This is a genomic window from Pseudomonas sp. OV226 (assembly GCF_003148705.1).
Taxonomy (GTDB): Bacteria; Pseudomonadota; Gammaproteobacteria; order Pseudomonadales; family Pseudomonadaceae; genus Aquipseudomonas.
Map to the genome: position 1 here is coordinate 128940 of NZ_QGGS01000008.1, position 20060 is coordinate 148999.

Consider the following 20060-nt stretch of genomic DNA (forward strand, 5'->3'; position numbering starts at 1 on the left):
CTGCGCACAGTGAAGGAAGCCGCGTGGCAGCGGTTTGTATCGGCGCTTACGATTTTCCTACAACTTGGCCTGACGGATCGCACCGCTGCGAGATTTGGCCATCGCCGCCAGTCGCACCGCCACGTTCGCTGCGCCGTACCCCGCGTAGCCGTTCTTGCGTTGAATGATTTCAAAGAAGAACCGCCCTTCAAACGGCTCGGTGTACACATGAAACAGTTCGCCGCCCTGAGCATCGCGGTCGTACAAAACGTTGTAATACGCCAGTTCGCTGAGGAACTCGTCATCGAAATCAAACCGTGCGGCGAGGTCATCGTAGTAATTGAGCGGGATGTCCAGCAACGGCACCCCCGCCTCCTTGGCCCGGCTGACTTGCGCAAAGATATCGTCGCAATCGAACGCGATGTGATGCACACCGGAGCCGCGATAACTCGACAGCGCGTGTGAGATGGCGGTGTTGCGGTTCTCGGAAATGTTCAGCGGCAAACGGATCGAACTGTCGCGGCTGCGCAGCGCACGGCTTTTTACCAGGCCGTACGGGTCGGGCAGCACCACTTCATCGTCAGCTTCAAAGTCCAGCAGGCTCTTATAAAACAGCACCCAACTGTCGAGGCTGTCGGCCGGCAATGCCATGGCCATATGGTCGATACGCTTGAGGCCGCCGCTGGCCACGGCGTCGGGGAACAGATGGAAATCGGTGCCATAGACATCGGCGTCTTGATCCACCAGATAGATCAGGCTGCCATCCGGGGCTCGAACCGCCGCCAGTTCCAATTCGTTGGGGCCCACCAGCCCGCGATACGGCTGACCTTTGTAGGCCACCGCCCGGGCCAGCGCACTGGCGCTGTCCTTGACCCGCACGGCCGTCGCGCACAACGACGGGCCATGGGCTTCGAAAAAACTATGGGCAAACGAATACGGTTCGGAGTTGAGGACCAGGTTGATATCGCCCTGACGCAGCAGGCTAACGCTCTTGGAGCGATGCTGCCCGGCCTTGACGAAACCCAACCGTTCCAGCCAATGCGAGAGCTTGGCACCGAGGCTTTCGTCCACTGCAAACTCGAGAAACTCGATGCCGTTGTATTCGCTGGCCTTTGGCGTCTCGAACAAAATGTCGAGGTTGGCCGAGGGCTTGGTTTGCTGCTCCAGACGCTGACGGGTTTTCTCCTCCAGGTACAGCAGCGAACGCAAACCGTCGGCGGCATTGGCCCGAGGCGGCGCGGCACGGAAACCATCGTTGAAGATTTCCAGTGACAGCGGCCCGGTGTAACCGCTCTGGATGATCGGCGCAAGAAAGCCCGGCAGGTCGAATTCACCCTGGCCAGGGAAGCAGCGGAAATGCCGGCTCCACTCCAACACGTCCATGGCCAGGATGGGTGCATCGGCCATTTGCACGAAGAAAATCTTGTCGCCCGGAATTTCGGCGATGGCGCTCGGATCGCCCTTGAGCGACAGCGTGTGAAAGCTGTCCAGCAAGACGCCGAGGCTAGGGTGATCCGCCTGGCGAACGATGTTCCACACCTGTTGATAAGTGTTCACATGCCGGCCCCAGGCCAGGGCTTCGTAACCGATTCGCAGACCACGCGCGCCAGCACGTTCGGCCAGCAGGCGCAAATCGTCGACCAGGATCTGTTCATCACCGACCGAATCAGCCGAGGCGTTACTGCACACCAGCACCAGGTCAGTGCCCAGCTCCTGCATCAAGTCGAATTTGCGCTCGGCCCGCTCGAGGTTGCGTGACAGGCGGTCACGGCGGCAGCCTTCGAAATCCCGGAAGGGTTGAAACAGTGTGATCGCGATCCCGAGATCGGCGCACATCTGTTTGATTTCCCGTGGGCTACCGTCGTAGTAAAGAAGGTCATTCTCGAAAATCTCCACTCCGTCAAAACCGGCGGCGGCAATGGCTTCGAGCTTTTCCGGCAGGGTACCGCTCAAGGAAACGGTGGCAATGGAACGCTGCATATTTCGACTCCCGGTGGTGGAGACACTCTTGTTATCGATATCGCACGCTTCGCTTTATGTAGCAGCTGGCGAAGCCTGCGTTCGGCTGCGCAGCAGTCGTGAAATCGGGCGATGCGGTCTTACAGATAAACCGCATGCGACTGCTTCGCAGCCGAACGCAGGCTTCGCCAGCTGCTACAGGGTCCGCGTTTAACTTGAGGGGAATTATTGGCCTGGCAGAATCGAACAGCAATTCAAAGTGTACTATCCGGTTAGTTTTGCGTGCGATTATCGAACACAATGGCCTTTGGCGAATTGACGATTTTTTGTCCACTGCGCAACATCAACTCCACATTGAGCCCGGTCATGAAACATCGGACTCGGTTACAAAAGACCCAGAACACCACATAAAAACAATCGGTGGCCTACATGATTCCTTCCCAAAGCTCACGCATGGCTCCGGCCATGAGCGTCACTGCCGGCGGCATCGGCGACAAAATCCGCGGCGCCATGGCGGTCGGCAAAACCCGTTGGGGCATGCTGGCGCTGGTGTTCTTCGCGACAACCCTGAACTACATCGACCGCGCCGCCCTGGGCGTCATGCAGCCCATCCTCGCCAAGGAAATGAGCTGGACGGCGATGGACTACGCCAACATCAACTTCTGGTTCCAGGTCGGTTACGCCATCGGTTTCGTGTTGCAGGGCCGCTTGATCGACCGGGTCGGTGTCAAGCGCGTGTTCTTCTGCGCGGTGCTGCTCTGGAGCGTCGCCACCGGTGCCCACGGCCTGGCCACTTCAGCCGTCGGCTTCATGGTCTGCCGTTTCATCCTTGGTTTGACCGAAGCCGCCAACTACCCCGCCTGCGTGAAAACCACCCGCCTGTGGTTCCCGGCCGGTGAACGCGCCGTGGCCACCGGCATCTTCAACGCCGGGACCAACGTCGGTGCGATGTTCACCCCGATGTTGCTGCCGCTGATCCTGCATGTCTGGGGCTGGCAAGCCGCGTTCCTGTGCATGTCGGCACTGGGCGGGATCTGGTTGCTGTTCTGGGGCTTGAAGTACTTCAACCCGGAAGATCACCCGAGCGTCAAACAGTCGGAACTGGACTACATCCAGAAAGAAGTCGAGCCGGAACAAGCCCGCGTGCCGTTCTCGAAAATCCTGCGCATGCGTGGCACCTGGGCCTTCGCCCTCGCCTACTCGATGACCGCGCCGGTGTTCTGGTTCTACCTGTACTGGCTGCCGCCGTTCCTCAATCAGCAATACAACCTGGGGATCAACGTGACCCAGATGGGCATTCCGCTGATCATCATTTACCTGACCGCTGACTTCGGCAGCGTCGGCGGCGGGATCCTCTCCTCGTTCCTGATCGGTCGCGGTATCAACCCGATCAAGGCGCGGTTGATGTCCATGTTCCTGTTCGCCTGCTGCATCGTCGGCGTGGTCATGGCGGCCGGCGCCAGCAATCTGTGGGTCGCAGTGGCCGCCATCTCCCTGGCCATCGGTGCTCATCAGGCCTGGACTGCAAACATCTGGAGCCTGGTGATGGACTACACGCCCAAGCACATGATGAGCACGGTGTTTGGTTTTGGCGGCATGTGCGCAGCCATCGGCGGGATGTTCATGACGCAGTTGGTCGGCCATATCCTGACCGTCACCAACAATAACTACACCGTGTTGTTCACCCTGATCCCGGCGATGTACTTCATCGCGCTGACCTGGATGTACTTCATGGCGCCGCGCAAGATTCCTGCCGTCACCAAATAAAAAAGCTAATCACAATCCCTGTGGGAGCGAGCCTGCTCGCGAAAGCGTTCTGTCATTCAACATTAACGTTGACTGACTTGACGCCTTCGCGAGCAGGCTCGCCCCCACAGGTCGTTCATCGATAGCTGTTTATCGGCGACTCTGTTGCCACGCCGCCGCCAATCCGCTGCAGCAAATCACCGCGATCCCGATCACCGTAGTCAGGGTCGGTGTGTGGGCAAACAGCAGCCAGCCCAGCAGACCGGCAAACACAATCTGGCAATAACCGAACGGCGCCAGCAACGCCGGCGCAGCGTAGCGAAACGCCTGGGTCAGGAACAAGTGAGCCGTCATCCCGCACGCGCCCAACGCGACCATCATCAAGCCATGCCCTAGGCTCGGCACTTGCCAGAAGAACGGCACCAGCGCGCTCATCACCAGGGTGTTGCACAGGCCGGCGAAGAAGTTGCTGGTGGTCGGGCTGTCGATGTTGCTGAGCTTGCGGGTGAGCAATTGATAGAAGCAGAAGAACAGCGCCGAGCAGAGCGGCAGCAGCACCGCTGGCGTGAACAGATCACCGCCGGGGTGGACGATGATCAACACGCCGCTAAATCCACAAATTACCGCGATCCATTGGCCGCGGGTGACGTGTTCCTTCAGCAACGGCACCGACAGCGCGGTGACCAATACCGGCGCAAGAAAGTTGACCGCCGTGGCTTCGGCCAACGGGATGTATTGCAAACCGGTGGTGAAAAACAGACTGGTGCCCAACAGGCACAACGCCCGCATCACTTGCAGCCATGGCCGCTTGGTTCGCAGTACGCGCAATCCGGATTGCGGCAGGAAAATCCCCGCCATCAACAAGGTGTGAACCACATAGCGCGCCCAAACCACCATGACGATCGGATAGAAACCGGAGAGGTATTTGGACAGGGCGTCGTGACTGGAGAAGAGGAACGTGGCGACGACGATCAGCAAAATCCCTTTGAAGGGCTGGTTTACGCCGGAGAGCGGAGTGCTGACGGTCATGGGGTTCCCTTGTGCCTGGCGAATTCCAATAATTTAGAACCTGGTTCCAGATTCCAATACAAGCATAGGCCGAAAGTGTTCGAACATCGCACGGTTTCACTGTGGGAGCGGGCTTGCTCGCGATAGCCATTCATCATTCAACATTGATGTCGACTGACACTCCGCCATCGCGAGTAAGCTCGCTCCCACAGTGGATGGGTGGTGTGTTCGAATCAGCTGAACAACTCTGAAGCAAGGCTCGCCGCCGACAACTCCTCGGTATACCTCAACAACAGCGGCGCCAACTCATGCAACCGAGCACCCGGCATACGTGCGCTCGGCCCGGCGATGCTCAGCACCCCCATCACCCGCCCCTCGCTCGGATGGCGCACCACGGCAGCAATCGCCGAGGTGCCCACCGCCGAACTCTCTTCAACCCAGGCATAACCCTGCTCACGCGCCAGACGCAAGCGCTCCAGCAGTTCAATGTTGGAACGCGGCGCATTCGGCCCCAGGTCTTTGGGCCGCTCCCCCCCCTGGCGTTCTACCAGCGACAACGCCTCGGCATCGCTCATGCACGCCAGCCAGGCGTGGCCCGATGCGGTGTAGAACAACGGCGCATCGCGGCCCATGTCCGGGTCGTAACGCAGGCCGGACCGGGCACCTTGCGACTTGGCGATCCAGATCTGCCGCTCGCCTTCAATGACGCCCAGGCGCACCAGTTCACCGGTCTCCTGCGCGAGGCGATCCAGCACTGGCTGCACGATATCGGCGCCGCTGCCCGAGAGATAACGAAACCCCATCGCGATCAATTTAGTGGTCAGGTGATAGCGCAGGTTCTCTGGATTCTGTCGCACATAGCCCAACCGAATCAGCTCGGCGAGCAAGCGATGGGTCGCGCTTTTCGGGATGTCCAGTTGTTCCGCCAGGGTCTGCATCGGCAGTCCGCGCGGGTCACTGGTAAGGCTTTCCAGCACGCTGAAAACACGTTCGATCTGACTGCCGGCCATGGGAGGTTCCACACACAATTTGCCTGATTCTAGAAGATGAACCCGGTAATGCGAAATCTGGAACTCGTCGATCGCCAGGTTCATTCGATAAAAACCCGGCACCTGACGGAATTCGATGGGGAGTCCACGTTCATACAAGTCTGGAATACTGCAGGCGAACGCCGGGAATAGCCGAAACCCGGACGATCGGACTGGCGCCGCTCCCTCACACCAGCAACACTCACCCCCACGGACAATCAGAGGATTCCCACATGCTATGGAAAAAAGGCCGACGCAGCGACAACGTGGTCGATGCCCGTGGCGATGATGCCGGCGGTGGCGGTGGGGGTGGAATGCGTTTCGGTGGCGGCAAGGGCTTGAGCCTGACCGCGATCATTCTGATTGTCGGCATCGGCTGGATCACGGGCCAGGATCCGCTACAGATCCTCGGACAACTCACGGGTCAAATGAGCGAGCAATCGGCGCCAGCCACTAACCAGACCCGCAAGGCGCCACCGGCAAACGATGAGGGCGCCGAATTCGTCCGCTCGATCCTCGGTGACACCGAAGACACGTGGGGTCAGATTTTCCAGCAGGCAGGTCGGCAATATAAGGACCCGACGCTGGTGCTGTTCAGCAATCGCGTCAACTCCGCCTGCGGTCTGGCGACGTCGGCAACCGGCCCGTTCTATTGCCCGGCGGACCAGAAGGTCTACCTGGACATGGCGTTCTTCCAGGAAATGTCGCAACGCTTTTCCGCCGCCGGTGACTTCGCGCAGGCCTACGTGATTGCTCACGAAGTCGGACATCACGTTCAGACCTTGCTCGGCGTTTCAGCGAAAATTCAGGCAGCCCGTGCCCAAGGCCGGCAAATGGAAGGCGATGGCGGCTTGCTCGTGCGCCAGGAACTGCAAGCGGATTGCCTGGCCGGGGTGTGGGCCAACAATGCGCAGAAACGTCTGAACTGGCTGGAACCGGGCGACATCGAAGAAGCCTTGAACGCCGCCAACGCCATCGGCGACGACCGCTTGCAGCAGCAAGGTCAGGGTCGCGTGGTGCCGGACTCGTTTACCCATGGCACATCAGCGCAAAGGGTGCGCTGGTTCAAAACCGGATTTGCGCAAGGCCAGGTGGGCCAGTGCGATACCTTTGCGGCGAAAAATTTGTAAATGAATAAGTGGCTGTTAGCTCTACTGTTTACCTGTGCAACAACCCAGGCCGCCGAGCATGCGGTCAAGGCAGTAAGCCCCGGTCGGCTGTTGCTCAAAGAAGGCGAGATGGCGGTGGGCATCGGCCCGGCTCCGGCGAAAATCGAACGTGTGCTGATCATCCTCCATGGTCGCTTGCGCAACGCAGAAACCTATCGGCAAAGCGCCGAGCAAGCGGCAGAGTGGGCGGGCCAAAGTGCATCCACGCTGGTGATCGCCCCGCAATTTCTCAATGAAACCGACGTAGCACTGCATCCCGTGGCAGACACTGTGTTGCGCTGGCAGGGCAATGACTGGATGGCGGGCGGGATGTCCACCGCGCCCTTTGCGGTAAGTTCCTATGCGGCGCTGGATCAAATCATCGCGAGGGTCAGTGATCGCCAGCAGTTTCCGGACTTGAAAGAGATCGTCATCGCCGGACATTCCGGTGGCGCCCAGGTCGTCCAGCGTTATGCATTGCTCGCTCACGAGCAACCGGAGCTGACGGCCGCAGGCATTAAGGTTCGCTATGTTGTCGCCAACCCTTCCTCGTACGCGTATTTCGATGAGCGTCGGCCCGTGGTGTTCAACCACGCGAACTGTCCGGGGTTCAATCGCTGGAAGTATGGTCTGACAGATTTACCCCTCTATGGCAGTGGGCAAACGTCACCGCAGATTGAAGGCAATTACGTCAAACGTGACGTGACTTATCTGCTCGGGCAGCAAGACATCGACCCGCAACAGCCTGCACTGGACAAGGGGTGTGAAGCAGAGGCCCAAGGCGCGAATCGCCTGGCTCGTGGGCACTTTTACTTTGATTATCTGCTGCGTCGCAATCCGCGCGGAGTGAACCAGCGACTGGTTGAAGTGCCAGGCGTCGGGCATAACGGGGATGAAATGTTGACTTCGCCGGAGGGGATCAAGGCGTTGTTTGGGCAGTGAGTGTAGGGGTGCCTAAGCTGACGCCATCGCGGTCAAGCCCGGCTCCCACCGTAGATTTTTAGCAGGCGCCTGCTCGCGAAGAGACCCTCAAGCCAACAGCATCTGCCGCAACGCCACACAATCCGCCGCATGCCAGTCCGTCAGTTCCGGCCACGGGTTATCCGGCAGATTCACCAACACCGTCCGCGCCCCTGCCGCTCGCCCGCAATCGAGATCAAAGCGGTAATCACCGACCATCACCATTTCGCTCGCGGGCACCTTCCAGGCCTCGGCCAGTTTCAGCAAACCACCGGGATGCGGCTTGGGCGGCGCTTCATCACGCCCCAGCACATCCTCCACCGCGAAGCAGTCGGCCAGGCCAATCGCCTCCAGCGTCACATGCGCCAACTCCCGGGCATTGCGCGTGAGAATCCCCAGGCGATAGCCGCGCCCGGCCAATTCTCGCACCAGCTCCACGGCACCCGGCGCCGGCTTCGAACCCAGCGCCAGATCACGTTCATGCTCCAGCAGCCACGCATGTTTAGCCGCCGCTTCATCGGCCGGCAGTGCGGCGAGGTGGGTCAGGATGTCGTCTTCAGCCGGGATCGCCAACGCCACGCGAATCGCCGCGAAGTCATGCACGGCCACCGTCAGGGTGCCGTCCATGTCGAACACCCAGTGACGCACCTCGGCCAGGCTCATGCCCAATCCTTGCGATGACGAATCAGGCCTTCCTGCGTGACCGAGGCCACCAGTTGTCCTGCACGGTTGAACACGCTGCCACGGTTGAAGCCACGGGAATTACCGGCCCATGGGCTGTCCATCGCATAAAGCAACCAGTCATCTGCGCGCAGGTCCTGATGGAACCACAGCGCGTGATCGAGGCTGGCGACCTGCATGTCTTTGTGCCAGACCGATTTGCCATGAGGTTGCATCGAGGTGACCAACAGACCGAAGTCCGAGGCATAGGCCAGCAAGTATTTGTGCAGCGCCGGCGAGTCGGCCAGGGCACCGTCGGCGCGAAACCAGACGTACTTGATCGGATCGGATGGTAGCGGGTTGTAAGGATCTTTTTCGGTGACCGGGCGGAATTCGATCGGTTTCGGGCACAGCAGCTTTTCGCGCATGTGCTCGGGGATCAGGTGCGCGTGCCTCTTGGTGATTTCCAGCTCCGTCGGCAGATTTTCCGGGCCGACCACTTGTGGCATTTCGGTCTGGTGCTGGAAGCCTTCTTCGTCGTACTGGAACGAGGCGCTGCAGGTGAAAATCGGATTGCCCTTCTGGATCGCCGTCACCCGCCGCGTGCTGAAACTGCCGCCATCTCGCACCCGGTCCACTTGATAAACCACGGGCAACGCGGAATCGCCCGGTCGCAGGAAATACCCGTGCATGGAATGCACATGCCGGGCTGCTTCAACCGTCTGACTGGCTGCCGACAGCGACTGACCGATCACCTGACCGCCGAACAACTGGCGAAAACCCAGGTCCTGGCTGCGGCCGCGGAACAGGTTTTCTTCGATCGGTTCCAGGGTCAGCAGGTCGACCAGATCATCCAACACTTGGCTCATTCAGACTCTCCTCACACAAAACATTGCCGCGCAGTCTTGGCTGGCACGGTCGATACACTTTCGGGACAGGCCCCATGGGCGCCATTGTAAACGTGCGCGCCGGCTTATCCATGCAAGGTTTGCAGCCATTGTTCACGGGTGATGCGGTAAAGCACATGGTGACGCAAGGGATGATCGGCCGCGAGCCTGGGATGCTCAAAGTCATCGGCTGAATCATGGTGCATGCCGATGGCCTGCATGACTTTCTCGGAGGGCGTGTTGTTTTTGGCGGTGAAGGACACGACCTCGGTCAGCGCCAACCGGTCAAACCCGCAACGCAGAGCGGTCCATGCCGCTTCACTGGCATACCCCAGGCCCCAATGTTCGCGGGCCAGGCGCCAGCCGATTTCGGTCGCGGGGGTAAATGGTGCGTCGAAGCCCACCACACCCAGCCCGGTAAATCCGATGAATTGGCCAGTGTCTTTGCGTTGCAGTGCCCACAGGCCGAAACCATGCTCGGCAAAATGCCCGCGAATACGCCCGATCAGCGAGGCACTTTCCAGACGGCTCAACGGTGCCGGAAAATATCGCATCACCTGCGGGTCGGCGCACATCGCCGCAAATTCCGGCAAATCCTCATCGCGCCACTGCCGCAACAGCAGTCGCGCACTTTCGAGTTGCAGTATTGGCTCCATGGTGCCCCCCTGTTTCCATGCCGCAAGTCTACATCGCTGGTAGGATCCTTCTCTCATTCCTGTATGAAATCATCATGCCGCTGCCGCTGATTTATCACGAAGACTACAGCCCCGAGTTCCCGGCGGATCACCGCTTCCCCATGGACAAGTTTCGCCTGCTGCGCGATCACCTGGTGGACAGCGGCCTGACCAAGGACGCCGATCTGTTGCGCCCGCAGCTCTGCCCCTCGGACATACTCGCCCTCGCCCATGACACTGCCTATATCGAACGCTACATGAGTGGCGAGCTGTCCCGTGAAGACCAACGTCGCCTCGGCCTGCCCTGGAGCGAAGCCCTGGCGCGACGCACGGTGCGCGCGGTAGGCGGTTCATTGCTGGCGGCGGAACAGGCGCTGGAGCACGGTCTGGCCTGTCACCTGGCGGGCGGCACGCATCACGCCCATTACGACTACCCGGCCGGGTTCTGCATTTTCAACGACCTGGCGGTGATCAGCCGTTACCTGCTGGAAAGTGGCCGAGTGAATCGGGTGCTGATCTTTGACTGCGACGTGCATCAGGGCGACGGGACTGCGCGGATCCTGCACAACACCCCGGACGCAGTGACGGTTTCCCTGCATTGCGAAAAGAATTTTCCTGCACGCAAAGCCGAAAGTGACTGGGACATCCCGCTGCCCAAAGGCATGGGCGATGCCGACTACCTGAACGTGGTCGACGATGCGCTCAACTATTTGCTGCCGCTCTATCAACCGGACCTGGTGCTGTATGACGCCGGGGTCGATGTGCACAAGGACGACGCACTGGGTTACTTGAAGCTGACGGACGAAGGCGTGGCGGCGCGAGATGAAAGCGTGATGCGCCATTGCCTGGGCCGGGATATTCCGGTGGTCGGAGTGATTGGCGGCGGCTACAGCAAGGACCGCAAAGCCCTGGCACGCCGGCACGGCATCCTGCATCACAGCGCTCAACGGGTCTGGCAGTCATCAGGTTGTCACTGAGTCGTGAACCTTTACCCACAATGCCTGTGGAACTGCCTGTGGATAACCTGAGTGAAAGGGCCTGCAGCCCATACCAGGCATAGGCTACAACTTGATGATTGTTTTTTGAACAGCTCTTCTGAAACCATCGAAGATCAACTGTGGGAGCGGGCTTGCCCGCGATGAGGCCGGCAAATTCAAAGTCTTTGTTGACTGACACTCCGCTATCGCGGGCAAGTCGGATCGCCGCACCGCCACTCCCACAGTAATTGGGTACTGCTAGAATGCGCGGCTATTCCGCCACACTGCAGCGCTCATCATGACCCAGCCGTCGAATCCACCCTCCCCTCAAGTCGCCATCATCGGCGGTGGCCCTGCCGGCCTGATGGCGGCGGAAGTCCTGAGCCAGGCCGGGATCAAGGTCGACCTCTACGACGGCATGCCTTCAGTGGGACGAAAATTCCTGCTGGCCGGTGTCGGCGGCATGAACATCACCCACTCCGAAGCCTATCCGGCGTTTCTTTCGCGCTACGCCGAGCGCGCCCCGCAGATTGCACCGCTGCTGCGCTCCTTTGGCGCCGACGCGCTGTGCCAATGGATTCATGACCTGGGTATCGAAACCTTTGTCGGCAGTTCCGGCCGGGTGTTTCCGACCGACATGAAAGCCGCGCCGCTGTTGCGGGCCTGGCTAAAACGCCTGCGAGACGCCGGCGTAGTTATCCACACCCGCCACCGCTGGCTCGGCTGGAATACCGATGGCAGCCTGAAAGTCTCAAGCCCCGAGGGTGAAAAAAACCTGACGCCGGACGCCACGCTGCTGGCCCTCGGTGGCGGCAGTTGGTCGCGCCTGGGTTCGGACGGTGCCTGGATGCCGCCACTGGATCAGCGCGGAGTAGGATTGGCGCCATTGCAACCGAGTAATTGCGGCTTCGAGGTGCAGGCCTGGAGCGAACTGATGGTCAGTAAATTCGCCGGCGCCCCGCTGAAAAACATCGCCATCGGCCTCAATGACGACGTTCCACGGCTCGGCGAATGCGTGATCACCGCCACCGGGATTGAAGGCAGTTTGATCTACGCCCTCTCGGCACCGATTCGCGATGCCATCAACCAGCACGGCTGCGCAACTATTCATCTCGACCTGCTGCCCGGCAGGCCTGTGGATAAAGTGCAGGCGGCACTGAGCAAACCTCGCGGTTCACGCTCGATGGCCAAACACCTGCACAGTCAGCTGGGCATTGATGGGGTCAAAGCAGCGTTACTGCGTGAACAGACCCCGGCCGACTGCTTCAGCGACACGGCGCTGCTGGCCAAAGCGATCAAGGCGTTGCCACTGACGCTGGTAAAAACCCGTCCACTGGACGAAGCCATCAGCAGTGCTGGCGGTGTGCTGTTCGAGTCAATGGATGAGCGATTGATGCTCAAGCAAATGCCTGGCGTGTTCTGCGCGGGGGAGATGCTGGACTGGGAAGCGCCGACGGGCGGCTACCTGCTGACCGCGTGTTTCGCCAGCGGGCGTGCGGCGGGGATGGGGATGGTGGAGTGGTTGAAACACCGCCACTGATGATCGTTCCCACGCTCTGCGTGGTAACGCAGCCCGGGACGCTCTGCGTCCCAACAGCGGACGCAGAGCGTCCATTGAGGCATTCCCACGCGGAGCGTGGGAACGATCACCTCGCCACAGCTGTTAAGGCTTACGCTTACGCGGCCCGGTGTTGAACACCGGCACTTTACGCACAGGTTTGATCGAAGGCTCCGGCGCCGAGGCATCCCCGCTCTCAACCCACTTGCCCAGGTTGCGCTTGCCGCCACCGGAGGTCTTTGGCTTCTTCGGTTTTTTCGGTTTCTTGACCACCTGACCACTGGCATCGGTGTCCGGCACGCGGTGTTCTGGTTCGAAGTCGTGCTCCACTTGCCGAGGCAATGTCTGACGGGTCAACGTCTCGATGGCCGACAGCAAATTCACTTCATCGGCACACACCAACGAAATGGCCTGCCCAGTGGCGCCCGCACGGCCGGTACGACCGATGCGGTGGATGTAGTCTTCGGCCACGATCGGCAGGTCGAAGTTGACCACCAGCGGCAAGTCTTCGATGTCCAGACCACGGGCCGCGACGTCCGTCGCCACCAGGATCTGTACTTCGCTGGCCTTGAAACGGTCCAGTGCGCGCTGACGCGTTGCCTGTGGTTTGTCGCCGTGAATGCCGTCGGCATTGACGCCCAGGCCCTGAAGTTTTTCCACCAGTGCGTCCACACCGTTACGGGTCTTGGCGAACACCAGCACTTGCTTCCACTTGCCCTTGCGCAGCAAGTGAATGAACAACTCCGGCTTGCGCTTCTTGTCGACCGTCACGACCCACTGTTTCACCGTGTTGGCGGCCACGTTACGCGGGCTGACTTCGATGCTCAGCGGGTCGTTGAGCATTTGCCCGGCCAGCGTGCGGATCGCATCGGAGAACGTCGCCGAGAACAACAGCGTCTGACGCTTCTTCGGCAGCGCCTTGTAAATGTTCCCCAGCTCCTCGGAAAAGCCCAGATCGAGCATGCGATCCGCTTCGTCCAGCACCAGGGTTTGCAGCTGATTGAACTTCAGCGCGTTCTGACGGAACAGGTCGAGCAAACGGCCCGGCGTCGCCACCAGCAGATCGACGCCGCTGCGCAGTTTCATCATTTGCGGGTTGATGCTGACACCGCCGTACACCGCGTAAGTGCGCAACGGCAGATTCTCGGCGTACTGGCTCACGGCTTCGTGAACCTGTTCCGCCAGCTCACGGGTCGGCACCAGAATCAGTGCGCGCACCGAGTTCGCGGTGACTTTCGGCCCTTCCATGGCCAGCAATTGCAGAAGCGGCAGCGCAAAACCGGCGGTCTTGCCGGTGCCGGTCTGAGCGGCGGCCATCAGGTCGCGACCGGCCAGCACCGCCGGAATGGCTTGCGCCTGAACCGGCGTCGGGGTCTGGTAGCCGAGCGTCTCGAGAGAGCGCAGCAAGGGTTCGATCAGGCCAAGGGTGGCGAAAGTCATGGGAGTACCGTAGGAAAATTCAGCGCGGGTTTTTCAAAACAAGTGTGCAAAACAAGATGCAATGGCGCGCAGTTTACCCTAATTCACTCGCGATTCTGTCGGCGCGGCTACAGTCGGCTGCACAGGCGTACGACGCCACTGCGGCAAACCGATCAACACCACGGCGCTGATGATCACCAGCATCGCCAGCCCTTCTTCGATCCCTATGGTCTCGCCGACAAACACGATCCCCAACAACACCGCCACCGCCGGATTGACGTAGGCATAACTGGTGGCAGCCGCCGGACGCACATGTTTCAGCAGGTACATGTAGGCGTTGAACGCGATGATCGAACCGAAGACGGTCAGGTACGCCAGCGCCGCCCAGCCTTCAATTGGCGGCATGCCCTGCAGATGCTCACCGCTGACCGCGCTGCCGATCAGCAACACCACGCCGCCCACCAGCATTTCCACGGCACTGGCCATGGCACCCTGGGGCAACGGCAAATGTTTGCTCCACACCGAGCCGAAAGCCCAGGAGGCAGCGGCAAATATCAGCAATGCCGCGCCCAACGGACTCGATTGCAGATTGGAGCCGAGGTTGAGCATGGCGATGCCGATCAGTCCGAGCACAATCCCGGCCCATTCCAGACGTGTATTACGCGCGCCCCAGAAATAGCCGCACAGCAAGGTAAACAGCGGCACCGTCGCTACCGCCAACGCCGCGACACCAGAGGCCACGCCCGTGTGCTCCGCCACGCTGACCGCGCCGTTGCCGCAGCTGAGCAGCAAGATCCCGATGATCCCCGCCGCTTTCCACTGCGCCCAGGTGGGTGCCGGCGCCCCGCGCCAGCGCAGGAAGGCGTACATCAACGACCCGGCGATCACGAAGCGGACCCCGGCGAGCAACAGCGGCGGCCAGTATTCCACGCCGATGCGAATCACCAGGTACGTCGAGCCCCAAATCACGTACAAGGCGAAAAAGGCAGCGATCAACGGTAAGGGAAAGCGACGAAGGCCAGGCATGGTGCGCTCGCAGGCAAAGACAAGAGAACCGCTATTCTAGAAAGGCCAACGGCTAAAAATAAGTTACAAAACCTGTTTATAGCGCCGGTACACTTTTCAAAGAACGGTGGTTATCGATATAAACCGTGCTTTCGAAAGTCAGTCACTTTTCAGGAAGACGACCATGGACAAATACGACCGCATGCTGCTCAGTGCCCTGCTGGAAAACGGTCGTGCGTCCTACGCCGACCTCGCGCGCAAGGTCAACCTGTCCGCCCCGGCCGTGGCCGAACGTGTGGCCAAGCTGGAAGCCAGCGGTGTGATCACCGGTTACCAGGCAAAAGTCGACATGGCCAAGCTCGGCTTGCCGATCCAGTGCGTCATCGAGCTGCGCTTGAACCAGCATGGCAATCAAAAGGCCTACGACGACCTGATCAAAATCCCGCAACTGACCGAATGCCACCGGGTGACCGGCGATCCGTGCGTGATCATGCAAGCGGCGGTGGGCTCGATGCCGGAGCTGGAGGAGTTGATCAACCGGATTGCCACGTTTGGCTTCAGCAAGACGTCGATTGTGTTGTCGAGTGCGATAGAGAAGCGCGTGCCGCTGGGGCACATCGAAGGCAATGGCTGTAGGAGCTGAGCTTGCTCGCGATGGCGGTTTAACAGTCAACATTGAGGGTGACTGACATGCCGCCATCGCGAGCAAGCTCGGCTCCTACAGGGGAACGATCAGGGACAGGGGATTTTGTGGTGGTTTCAGAACCCGCGATGGCGCTTGAGGTGTTCGTTGATCTTCGCCGCCGGCACTTTCTGCAAGCCGCACAGCAAATCATGGGACAACTCACGCAGCCCATGCCTGCGCTGCAATTCTTCCATCAAGTGCGTCGTCAGATTCGCGGCCATCTCGGCATCAGCCATGGCCCGGTGAGCCTTGCCCGTATCGGGCAGGTTGGCAAATGTGGTGAGCGTGCCGAGCTTATGGTTCGGCGCGGCGGGCATCAGGCGCCGGGCCAGCAGCAGCGAGCAGGCAAAGTTCTGCAAACGCGTACGTTTGATCCGCCCCAGTTCGAAGTCCCAGAACTTCTGGTCGAACGCCGCATTGTGCGCGAGCAACGGAGTGCAGCCGACGAACTCGTTCACCTCGTTCATCACCTGCTCCGCCGACGGCGCGGTGCGCAGCATGGCGTTGCTGATGCCGGTCAGTTGCTCGATGAACGCCGGGACGCGCACGCCCGCATTCATCAAGCTTTGGTAACGCTCGACGATGCGCCCCTCTTCAAGGATGACCACGGCAATTTCCGTGGCCCGGCAGCTGCTGCTCGGGGAGATCCCGGTGGTTTCAAAGTCGATGACTGCGATGCGTTCCAAACCTGTTTCAACTCCGTAAAAATCAATTCTTGAGCAGCAAGGCGCCTTCGATCGGCACATAACGACTGGCGGCGCGGATCAGCGAGTTGGCGGTCAGGCCCGGTACGCCATAGGCCACCGCTTGCACCCCGTGTTTGCTGATGATGCGTTCCAGCAGCATGTCGAAATCACCGTCACCGGAGGCCAGCACCACTTCGTCGACATGATCGGCGGCGTCCATGATGTCGAGGGTGATGCCTACGTCCCAGTCGCCCTTGGCCGAGCCGTCGCTGCGCTGGATATAGGGCTTGAGCTTCACGGTGAAACCGAGATTGCGCAGGATCTGCTGAAACTGTTGCTGCTTGCTGTCACCGCGATCGATCGCGTAGGCATAGGCCTCGACGATCTCGCCCTGTTTGCTGATATCAGCCCACAACGCGGCGTAGTTGAAGTGGCAACCGTAGGCCTGACGCACGGTGTAATAGAGGTTTTGAACATCGGCGAACACTGCGATTTTTTTCACCGCGGGCTTCCTCTTGGCGCACAGGCGCGCAGGCGAGATCAGGCACCTGGCCCGAAAAGTTGCCCAGTATGCCAGCCCGAAGGATTGTTCCGCGAATAATCGGCCCGGGGCACGGTCGCGCCCCGGACGAATGGCATATCAGACGAAGGAGTCGTCGTCGCTGCCGAAGAACGATGAGTCGTCATCGCTGTAGTCAGTGTTGGCAAAACCGCCCTGATCGTTGGAGTTGTCGGCCATGCGCTGGTCATCGCCCCAGCCATTGTTGCCTTGGTCATTGACCTGGGCTGGCTCTTCCTTGATGACTTCAACCACTTCCGGTTGCTGATTGTGATGGAACAGGCTGCTGATGCCTTGTGCCAGCATCACGCCACCCGCCACGCCCGCCGCCGTTTTCAGCGCACCGCCGAGAAAACCGCTGCCCGCCGCCGGCGCTTGCTGCTGAGGGGCGTAATTTTGTTGGGGTGGTGCGGTACCAAAGTTCTGCTGTGGCGCTTGTGAGTTGAACGATGGCCGTGCCGGTTCACGCCAGCCACCGGTGGACGGCGGTGCGCTCTGGGTCGGGGCCGGCTGCGGATCACGGGCGCTGCTGCCGAAGATGCTCGACAAAAAGCCACCACTGCTCGGGGCCGGGGCCGCTGTCTGTGCCTTGGCCGATTGCAGTTCGGCCTGCAATTGCTGCACTTGCCGGGTCAGTTGTTTGTTCTGTTCGTCGAGGCTCTTGATGGCGGCTTCTTGAACCAGAATGGCCTGGGTCATGAAATAGCCGGCCGCGGGCTGGCGAGTCAGGTGCTCCTTGATCCGCGCCTCCGCCAGGGCGTCGCGCGGGGCTGAATCCGTTTCGGCCTGTTGCAGCCGGGAAAACAGTCCATCGATCAGGGTTTGTTCTTCGCTGTTCATGGCGACCTCGTAGATTGCCGGGGAAATCGTTGTCCTTTTCCAAAGAGGATAAGGTGCTCGACCTTAATGGAGGCTGAAGCAAGTTGTTTCAATGAGCTTTACCTAACGTTTACGTTTGCTTCGGGCGGTACATCATCGGTTACAGTGTGTAACTGCTTATGACCAGCGATACCGACTGATGAATCCGTTCGACGTGCTGCGTGACTCCTTGTATTTCTTCAAGCGCAATCTGGGCCAGATCGTGCAACTGTGCCTGCCGCTGGTGATCTTCGAGGCGCTGCTGCAACAAGTGGTCGACCACTCCACCGAACCGGACAGTTTTCCCGGCGTCAGCGTGATCGTCGGCTTGCTGGTTTATCCGCTGTACACCGCCGCCCTGATCCTGTTTCTCGACGCCCGCAGCCGGGGCGAATCCCCGCGCAATCGCGACCTGCTGGCGAGGTCCGCCTACTTGTGGCCGCGCTTCGCCCTGCTGACGGCGCTCAATACCCTGCTGATTCTGCTCGGCCTTTCGCTGTATTTCCTGCCGGGCATCTGGCTGATGGTGACGTTGGCGTTCGGCGAGTATTTGCTGGTGCTGCGCGGCATGGCCCCACTGGCGGCCATGAAAGAAAGCCTGCGCCTGACCCGCGGCCATTTCATGCGCATTCTGGTGTGCATCCTGTGCGTGATGGCCCCGTTGTGGCTGCTCAAGGGTGCCACCCTCGCGGTGTACCCGGAGCCACAGAACCCGGTGATTTCCCTGCTGATCGACAGTGCTCACAGCTTCCTGCAACTGTTCACCAGCGTGGTGCTGTTCCGTTTGTTCATGCTGATCGGCGATGCACCCGAGCAGATTGACCGGCCGCTCTGACTGCCTCCCCTGTAGCAGCTGGCGAAGCCTGCGTCCGGCTGCGCAGCAGTCGTAAAATCGGTGCCCACGGTGCATCAGGTAAACCGCACGCGCTGGATGACGACTGCTACGCAGCCGGACGCAGGCTTCGCCAGCTGCTACAGGTGCGTGTTACGGCTATTGCGTTTGGCCCTTGGGCTTACGTCCGACGCTCGGTTATGCTCGGGCCATCTTTTGTAACGCTATAAGCCGAGCCATGCCCCGTCTACTGCGCTACACCCTGCTAAGCCTTTTGACAGTCATCGGCTTTTTCGCACTGCTGATCTACAACCTGACGTGGCGCCCCGACGCCAAGGAAGTATTGCCGGTCAGTTGCAATGCCCATGCACCGACGCTGGTGCCCGGCCAGGCCTTGAAAGTGATGATCTGGAACGTTCAGTACCTGGCGGGCAAGCGCTATGTGTTCTGGAACGATCTGGCCCAGGGCGATGACGAAAGCCCCACCCCTGAAGACATGGCCTTCAGCCTCGATGAAGTGGCGCGGGTGATTCGCGACGAAAACCCCGACGTTGTGTTGTTGCAGGAACTCGATGACGGCGCCAAGGCCAGCGATTACCAGAACCAGTTCAAGCTCCTGCAAGAACGGGTCGCCGACCTGTACCCGTGCAGCGCCCGTGCCTTCGACTGGAAGGCCGACTTCGTGCCTGACCCACACATCTCCGGCAGTGTCGGTCGGCAACTGGCAACGCTCAGCCGTTACCAGATCGAACACGCCGAACGCCTGCAATTGCCGGTCGAACCGGCCAATTTCATCAGCCGACAATTCAAACCGAAAAACGCCGTGTTGGTCACTTATCTGCCGCTGAACGACGGCGGGCAGATGGCACTGCTCAATACCCATCTGGACCGCGCCACCCAGCCCGACGAAACACTGCAAGCCCAAGTGACAGCCGTCGCCAAAGTCCTCGACAAGTTCGAAAGCCGTGGCACGCCATGGCTGATTGGTGGCGACTTCAACCTGCTGCCGCTGGGGCAATTTCGCCGATTGCCCGACGAGCAACGCACCCCCTACTCCGCCGACAGTGCACTGCATGTGCTGTGGGACAAGTACCCGATGATTCCGACCAACAACGAAGCCAGCGGCGTCGATCGGGCACAGTGGCTGACGCATTACCCGAATGATCCAGGCTTGAGCGGCCCGGACCGGACGGTCGACTACCTGTTCTACAGCCCGAGCATCAAACGGGTCGAAGCAACGGTGAGGCAGGACGATACGTTGCGCATCTCCGATCACTTGCCGGTGATCGCAAGGTTCCTTTTGCCCGCCAACTGACAATGCAAAACCTGTAGGAGCCGGGCTTGCCCGCGATAGCGGTGTGTCAGGTTAAATACATGCCAACTGACAGAATGCAATCGCGGGCAAGCCCGCTCCCACAGGGATCGCGCAGGT

The 20060-nt window shown here is 60.2% G+C and carries 19 protein-coding genes; 8 read left to right on the forward strand and 11 right to left on the reverse strand.

All coding sequences use genetic code 11. The annotated features are described in order from the left end of the window. Positions 1-57 precede the first annotated feature (57 nt). The gene (quiC, locus tag C7534_RS15765) at positions 58-1959 is read right to left on the reverse strand and encodes a 3-dehydroshikimate dehydratase QuiC (protein ID WP_077431229.1); all 1902 of its coding nucleotides are present in this window, start codon (positions 1957-1959) and stop codon (positions 58-60) included. A 408-nt stretch (positions 1960-2367) separates the two neighbouring features. Between quiC and C7534_RS15770 the strand changes: the two genes are divergently transcribed. Then, on the forward strand, positions 2368-3705 hold the full coding sequence (locus tag C7534_RS15770; protein WP_109786323.1) for an MFS transporter: 1338 nt from the start codon (positions 2368-2370) through the stop codon (positions 3703-3705). 129 nt (positions 3706-3834) lie between these two features. On the opposite strand, the gene C7534_RS15775 is transcribed toward C7534_RS15770, so the two are convergent. Both C7534_RS15775 and C7534_RS15780 read right to left on the reverse strand, forming a co-directional pair. Continuing rightward, positions 3835-4713 carry a DMT family transporter gene (locus C7534_RS15775; RefSeq protein ID WP_046028645.1) on the reverse strand — a complete coding sequence of 293 codons (879 nt, stop codon included), beginning with the start codon at positions 4711-4713 and terminating at the stop codon, positions 3835-3837. 212 nt (positions 4714-4925) lie between these two features. Beyond that, the gene (locus tag C7534_RS15780) at positions 4926-5702 is read right to left on the reverse strand and encodes an IclR family transcriptional regulator (RefSeq protein WP_077431228.1); all 777 of its coding nucleotides are present in this window, start codon (positions 5700-5702) and stop codon (positions 4926-4928) included. Positions 5703-5953: 251 nt separating this feature from the next. Between C7534_RS15780 and ypfJ the strand changes: the two genes are divergently transcribed. After that, positions 5954-6850, forward strand: coding sequence for a KPN_02809 family neutral zinc metallopeptidase (gene ypfJ, locus C7534_RS15785; RefSeq protein ID WP_077431227.1), 897 nt, complete (start codon positions 5954-5956; stop codon positions 6848-6850). Further along, on the forward strand, positions 6851-7810 hold the full coding sequence (locus C7534_RS15790; RefSeq protein ID WP_046028656.1) for a hypothetical protein: 960 nt from the start codon (positions 6851-6853) through the stop codon (positions 7808-7810). It begins immediately after the preceding gene. A gap of 87 nt (positions 7811-7897) precedes the next feature. On the opposite strand, the gene C7534_RS15795 is transcribed toward C7534_RS15790, so the two are convergent. From C7534_RS15795 to C7534_RS15805, 3 genes are all read right to left on the reverse strand, one after another. Continuing rightward, positions 7898-8491, reverse strand: coding sequence for an HAD family hydrolase (locus C7534_RS15795; protein ID WP_046028658.1), 594 nt, complete (start codon positions 8489-8491; stop codon positions 7898-7900). After that, entirely contained in the window at positions 8488-9357 is an 870-nt protein-coding gene (gene tesB, locus C7534_RS15800; protein ID WP_077431226.1) for an acyl-CoA thioesterase II, read from the reverse strand. The genes C7534_RS15795 and tesB overlap by 4 nt, the downstream gene beginning before the upstream one ends. 104 nt (positions 9358-9461) lie before the next feature. Next, positions 9462-10031, reverse strand: coding sequence for a GNAT family N-acetyltransferase (locus C7534_RS15805; RefSeq protein ID WP_046028662.1), 570 nt, complete (start codon positions 10029-10031; stop codon positions 9462-9464). A 74-nt stretch (positions 10032-10105) separates the two neighbouring features. Between C7534_RS15805 and C7534_RS15810 the strand changes: the two genes are divergently transcribed. Both C7534_RS15810 and C7534_RS15815 read left to right on the forward strand, forming a co-directional pair. Next, entirely contained in the window at positions 10106-11026 is a 921-nt protein-coding gene (locus C7534_RS15810) for a histone deacetylase family protein (RefSeq protein ID WP_109786324.1), read from the forward strand. A gap of 298 nt (positions 11027-11324) precedes the next feature. Then, positions 11325-12566 carry a TIGR03862 family flavoprotein gene (locus C7534_RS15815; RefSeq protein ID WP_109786325.1) on the forward strand — a complete coding sequence of 414 codons (1242 nt, stop codon included), beginning with the start codon at positions 11325-11327 and terminating at the stop codon, positions 12564-12566. A gap of 123 nt (positions 12567-12689) precedes the next feature. Here C7534_RS15815 and C7534_RS15825 read toward each other — a convergent pair whose 3' ends face one another. Together C7534_RS15825 and yedA are read right to left on the reverse strand one after the other, a co-directional pair. Further along, positions 12690-14024, reverse strand: a complete 1335-nt coding sequence (locus C7534_RS15825; protein ID WP_109786327.1) for a DEAD/DEAH box helicase — start codon at positions 14022-14024, stop codon at positions 12690-12692. 78 nt (positions 14025-14102) lie between these two features. Next, entirely contained in the window at positions 14103-15029 is a 927-nt protein-coding gene (yedA, locus tag C7534_RS15830; protein ID WP_109786328.1) for a drug/metabolite exporter YedA, read from the reverse strand. A gap of 163 nt (positions 15030-15192) precedes the next feature. Here yedA and C7534_RS15835 point away from each other — a divergent pair, with 163 nt between their 5' ends. After that, positions 15193-15651, forward strand: a complete 459-nt coding sequence (locus tag C7534_RS15835; RefSeq protein ID WP_109786329.1) for an Lrp/AsnC family transcriptional regulator — start codon at positions 15193-15195, stop codon at positions 15649-15651. 116 nt (positions 15652-15767) lie between these two features. Here the strand turns inward: C7534_RS15835 and C7534_RS15840 are convergent, their stop codons facing one another. From C7534_RS15840 to C7534_RS15850, 3 genes are all read right to left on the reverse strand, one after another. Further along, positions 15768-16379, reverse strand: coding sequence for a 3'-5' exonuclease (locus tag C7534_RS15840; RefSeq protein WP_046028672.1), 612 nt, complete (start codon positions 16377-16379; stop codon positions 15768-15770). A 22-nt stretch (positions 16380-16401) separates the two neighbouring features. Beyond that, positions 16402-16881, reverse strand: a complete 480-nt coding sequence (locus tag C7534_RS15845) for a LabA-like NYN domain-containing protein (protein ID WP_007946629.1) — start codon at positions 16879-16881, stop codon at positions 16402-16404. A 138-nt stretch (positions 16882-17019) separates the two neighbouring features. Continuing rightward, positions 17020-17778: a DUF2076 domain-containing protein gene (locus C7534_RS15850; protein WP_109786330.1), complete on the reverse strand. Its 759-nt coding sequence runs from the start codon at positions 17776-17778 to the stop codon at positions 17020-17022. Between the two features lie 178 nt (positions 17779-17956). Between C7534_RS15850 and C7534_RS15855 the strand changes: the two genes are divergently transcribed. Together C7534_RS15855 and C7534_RS15860 are read left to right on the forward strand one after the other, a co-directional pair. After that, a complete protein-coding gene (locus C7534_RS15855; protein WP_046028868.1) occupies positions 17957-18631 on the forward strand; it encodes a YciC family protein in 675 nt (224 codons plus the stop codon). A 235-nt stretch (positions 18632-18866) separates the two neighbouring features. Continuing rightward, complete coding sequence (locus C7534_RS15860; protein ID WP_109786331.1) at positions 18867-19943, forward strand: endonuclease/exonuclease/phosphatase family protein; 1077 nt, start codon at positions 18867-18869, stop codon at positions 19941-19943. The last annotated feature ends 117 nt before the right edge of the window (positions 19944-20060 follow it).

Excerpts from the sequence above, each read along its gene's own strand:
- C7534_RS15850 (WP_109786330.1), bottom strand. The coding sequence starts at position 17,778 with ATGAACAGCGAAGAACAAACCCTGATCGATGGACTGTTTTCCCGGCTG.
- C7534_RS15815 (WP_109786325.1), top strand. The coding sequence starts at position 11,325 with ATGACCCAGCCGTCGAATCCACCCTCCCCTCAAGTCGCCATCATCGGC.
- C7534_RS15790 (WP_046028656.1), top strand. The coding sequence starts at position 6,851 with ATGAATAAGTGGCTGTTAGCTCTACTGTTTACCTGTGCAACAACCCAG.
- yedA (WP_109786328.1), bottom strand. The coding sequence starts at position 15,029 with ATGCCTGGCCTTCGTCGCTTTCCCTTACCGTTGATCGCTGCCTTTTTC.
- C7534_RS15805 (WP_046028662.1), bottom strand. The coding sequence starts at position 10,031 with ATGGAGCCAATACTGCAACTCGAAAGTGCGCGACTGCTGTTGCGGCAG.
- C7534_RS15860 (WP_109786331.1), top strand. The coding sequence starts at position 18,867 with ATGCCCCGTCTACTGCGCTACACCCTGCTAAGCCTTTTGACAGTCATC.
- C7534_RS15835 (WP_109786329.1), top strand. The coding sequence starts at position 15,193 with ATGGACAAATACGACCGCATGCTGCTCAGTGCCCTGCTGGAAAACGGT.
- C7534_RS15795 (WP_046028658.1), bottom strand. The coding sequence starts at position 8,491 with ATGAGCCTGGCCGAGGTGCGTCACTGGGTGTTCGACATGGACGGCACC.
- C7534_RS15780 (WP_077431228.1), bottom strand. The coding sequence starts at position 5,702 with ATGGCCGGCAGTCAGATCGAACGTGTTTTCAGCGTGCTGGAAAGCCTT.
- C7534_RS15775 (WP_046028645.1), bottom strand. The coding sequence starts at position 4,713 with ATGACCGTCAGCACTCCGCTCTCCGGCGTAAACCAGCCCTTCAAAGGG.
- quiC (WP_077431229.1), bottom strand. The coding sequence starts at position 1,959 with ATGCAGCGTTCCATTGCCACCGTTTCCTTGAGCGGTACCCTGCCGGAA.
- tesB (WP_077431226.1), bottom strand. The coding sequence starts at position 9,357 with ATGAGCCAAGTGTTGGATGATCTGGTCGACCTGCTGACCCTGGAACCG.
- C7534_RS15810 (WP_109786324.1), top strand. The coding sequence starts at position 10,106 with ATGCCGCTGCCGCTGATTTATCACGAAGACTACAGCCCCGAGTTCCCG.
- C7534_RS15825 (WP_109786327.1), bottom strand. The coding sequence starts at position 14,024 with ATGACTTTCGCCACCCTTGGCCTGATCGAACCCTTGCTGCGCTCTCTC.
- C7534_RS15770 (WP_109786323.1), top strand. The coding sequence starts at position 2,368 with ATGATTCCTTCCCAAAGCTCACGCATGGCTCCGGCCATGAGCGTCACT.
- C7534_RS15855 (WP_046028868.1), top strand. The coding sequence starts at position 17,957 with ATGAATCCGTTCGACGTGCTGCGTGACTCCTTGTATTTCTTCAAGCGC.
- ypfJ (WP_077431227.1), top strand. The coding sequence starts at position 5,954 with ATGCTATGGAAAAAAGGCCGACGCAGCGACAACGTGGTCGATGCCCGT.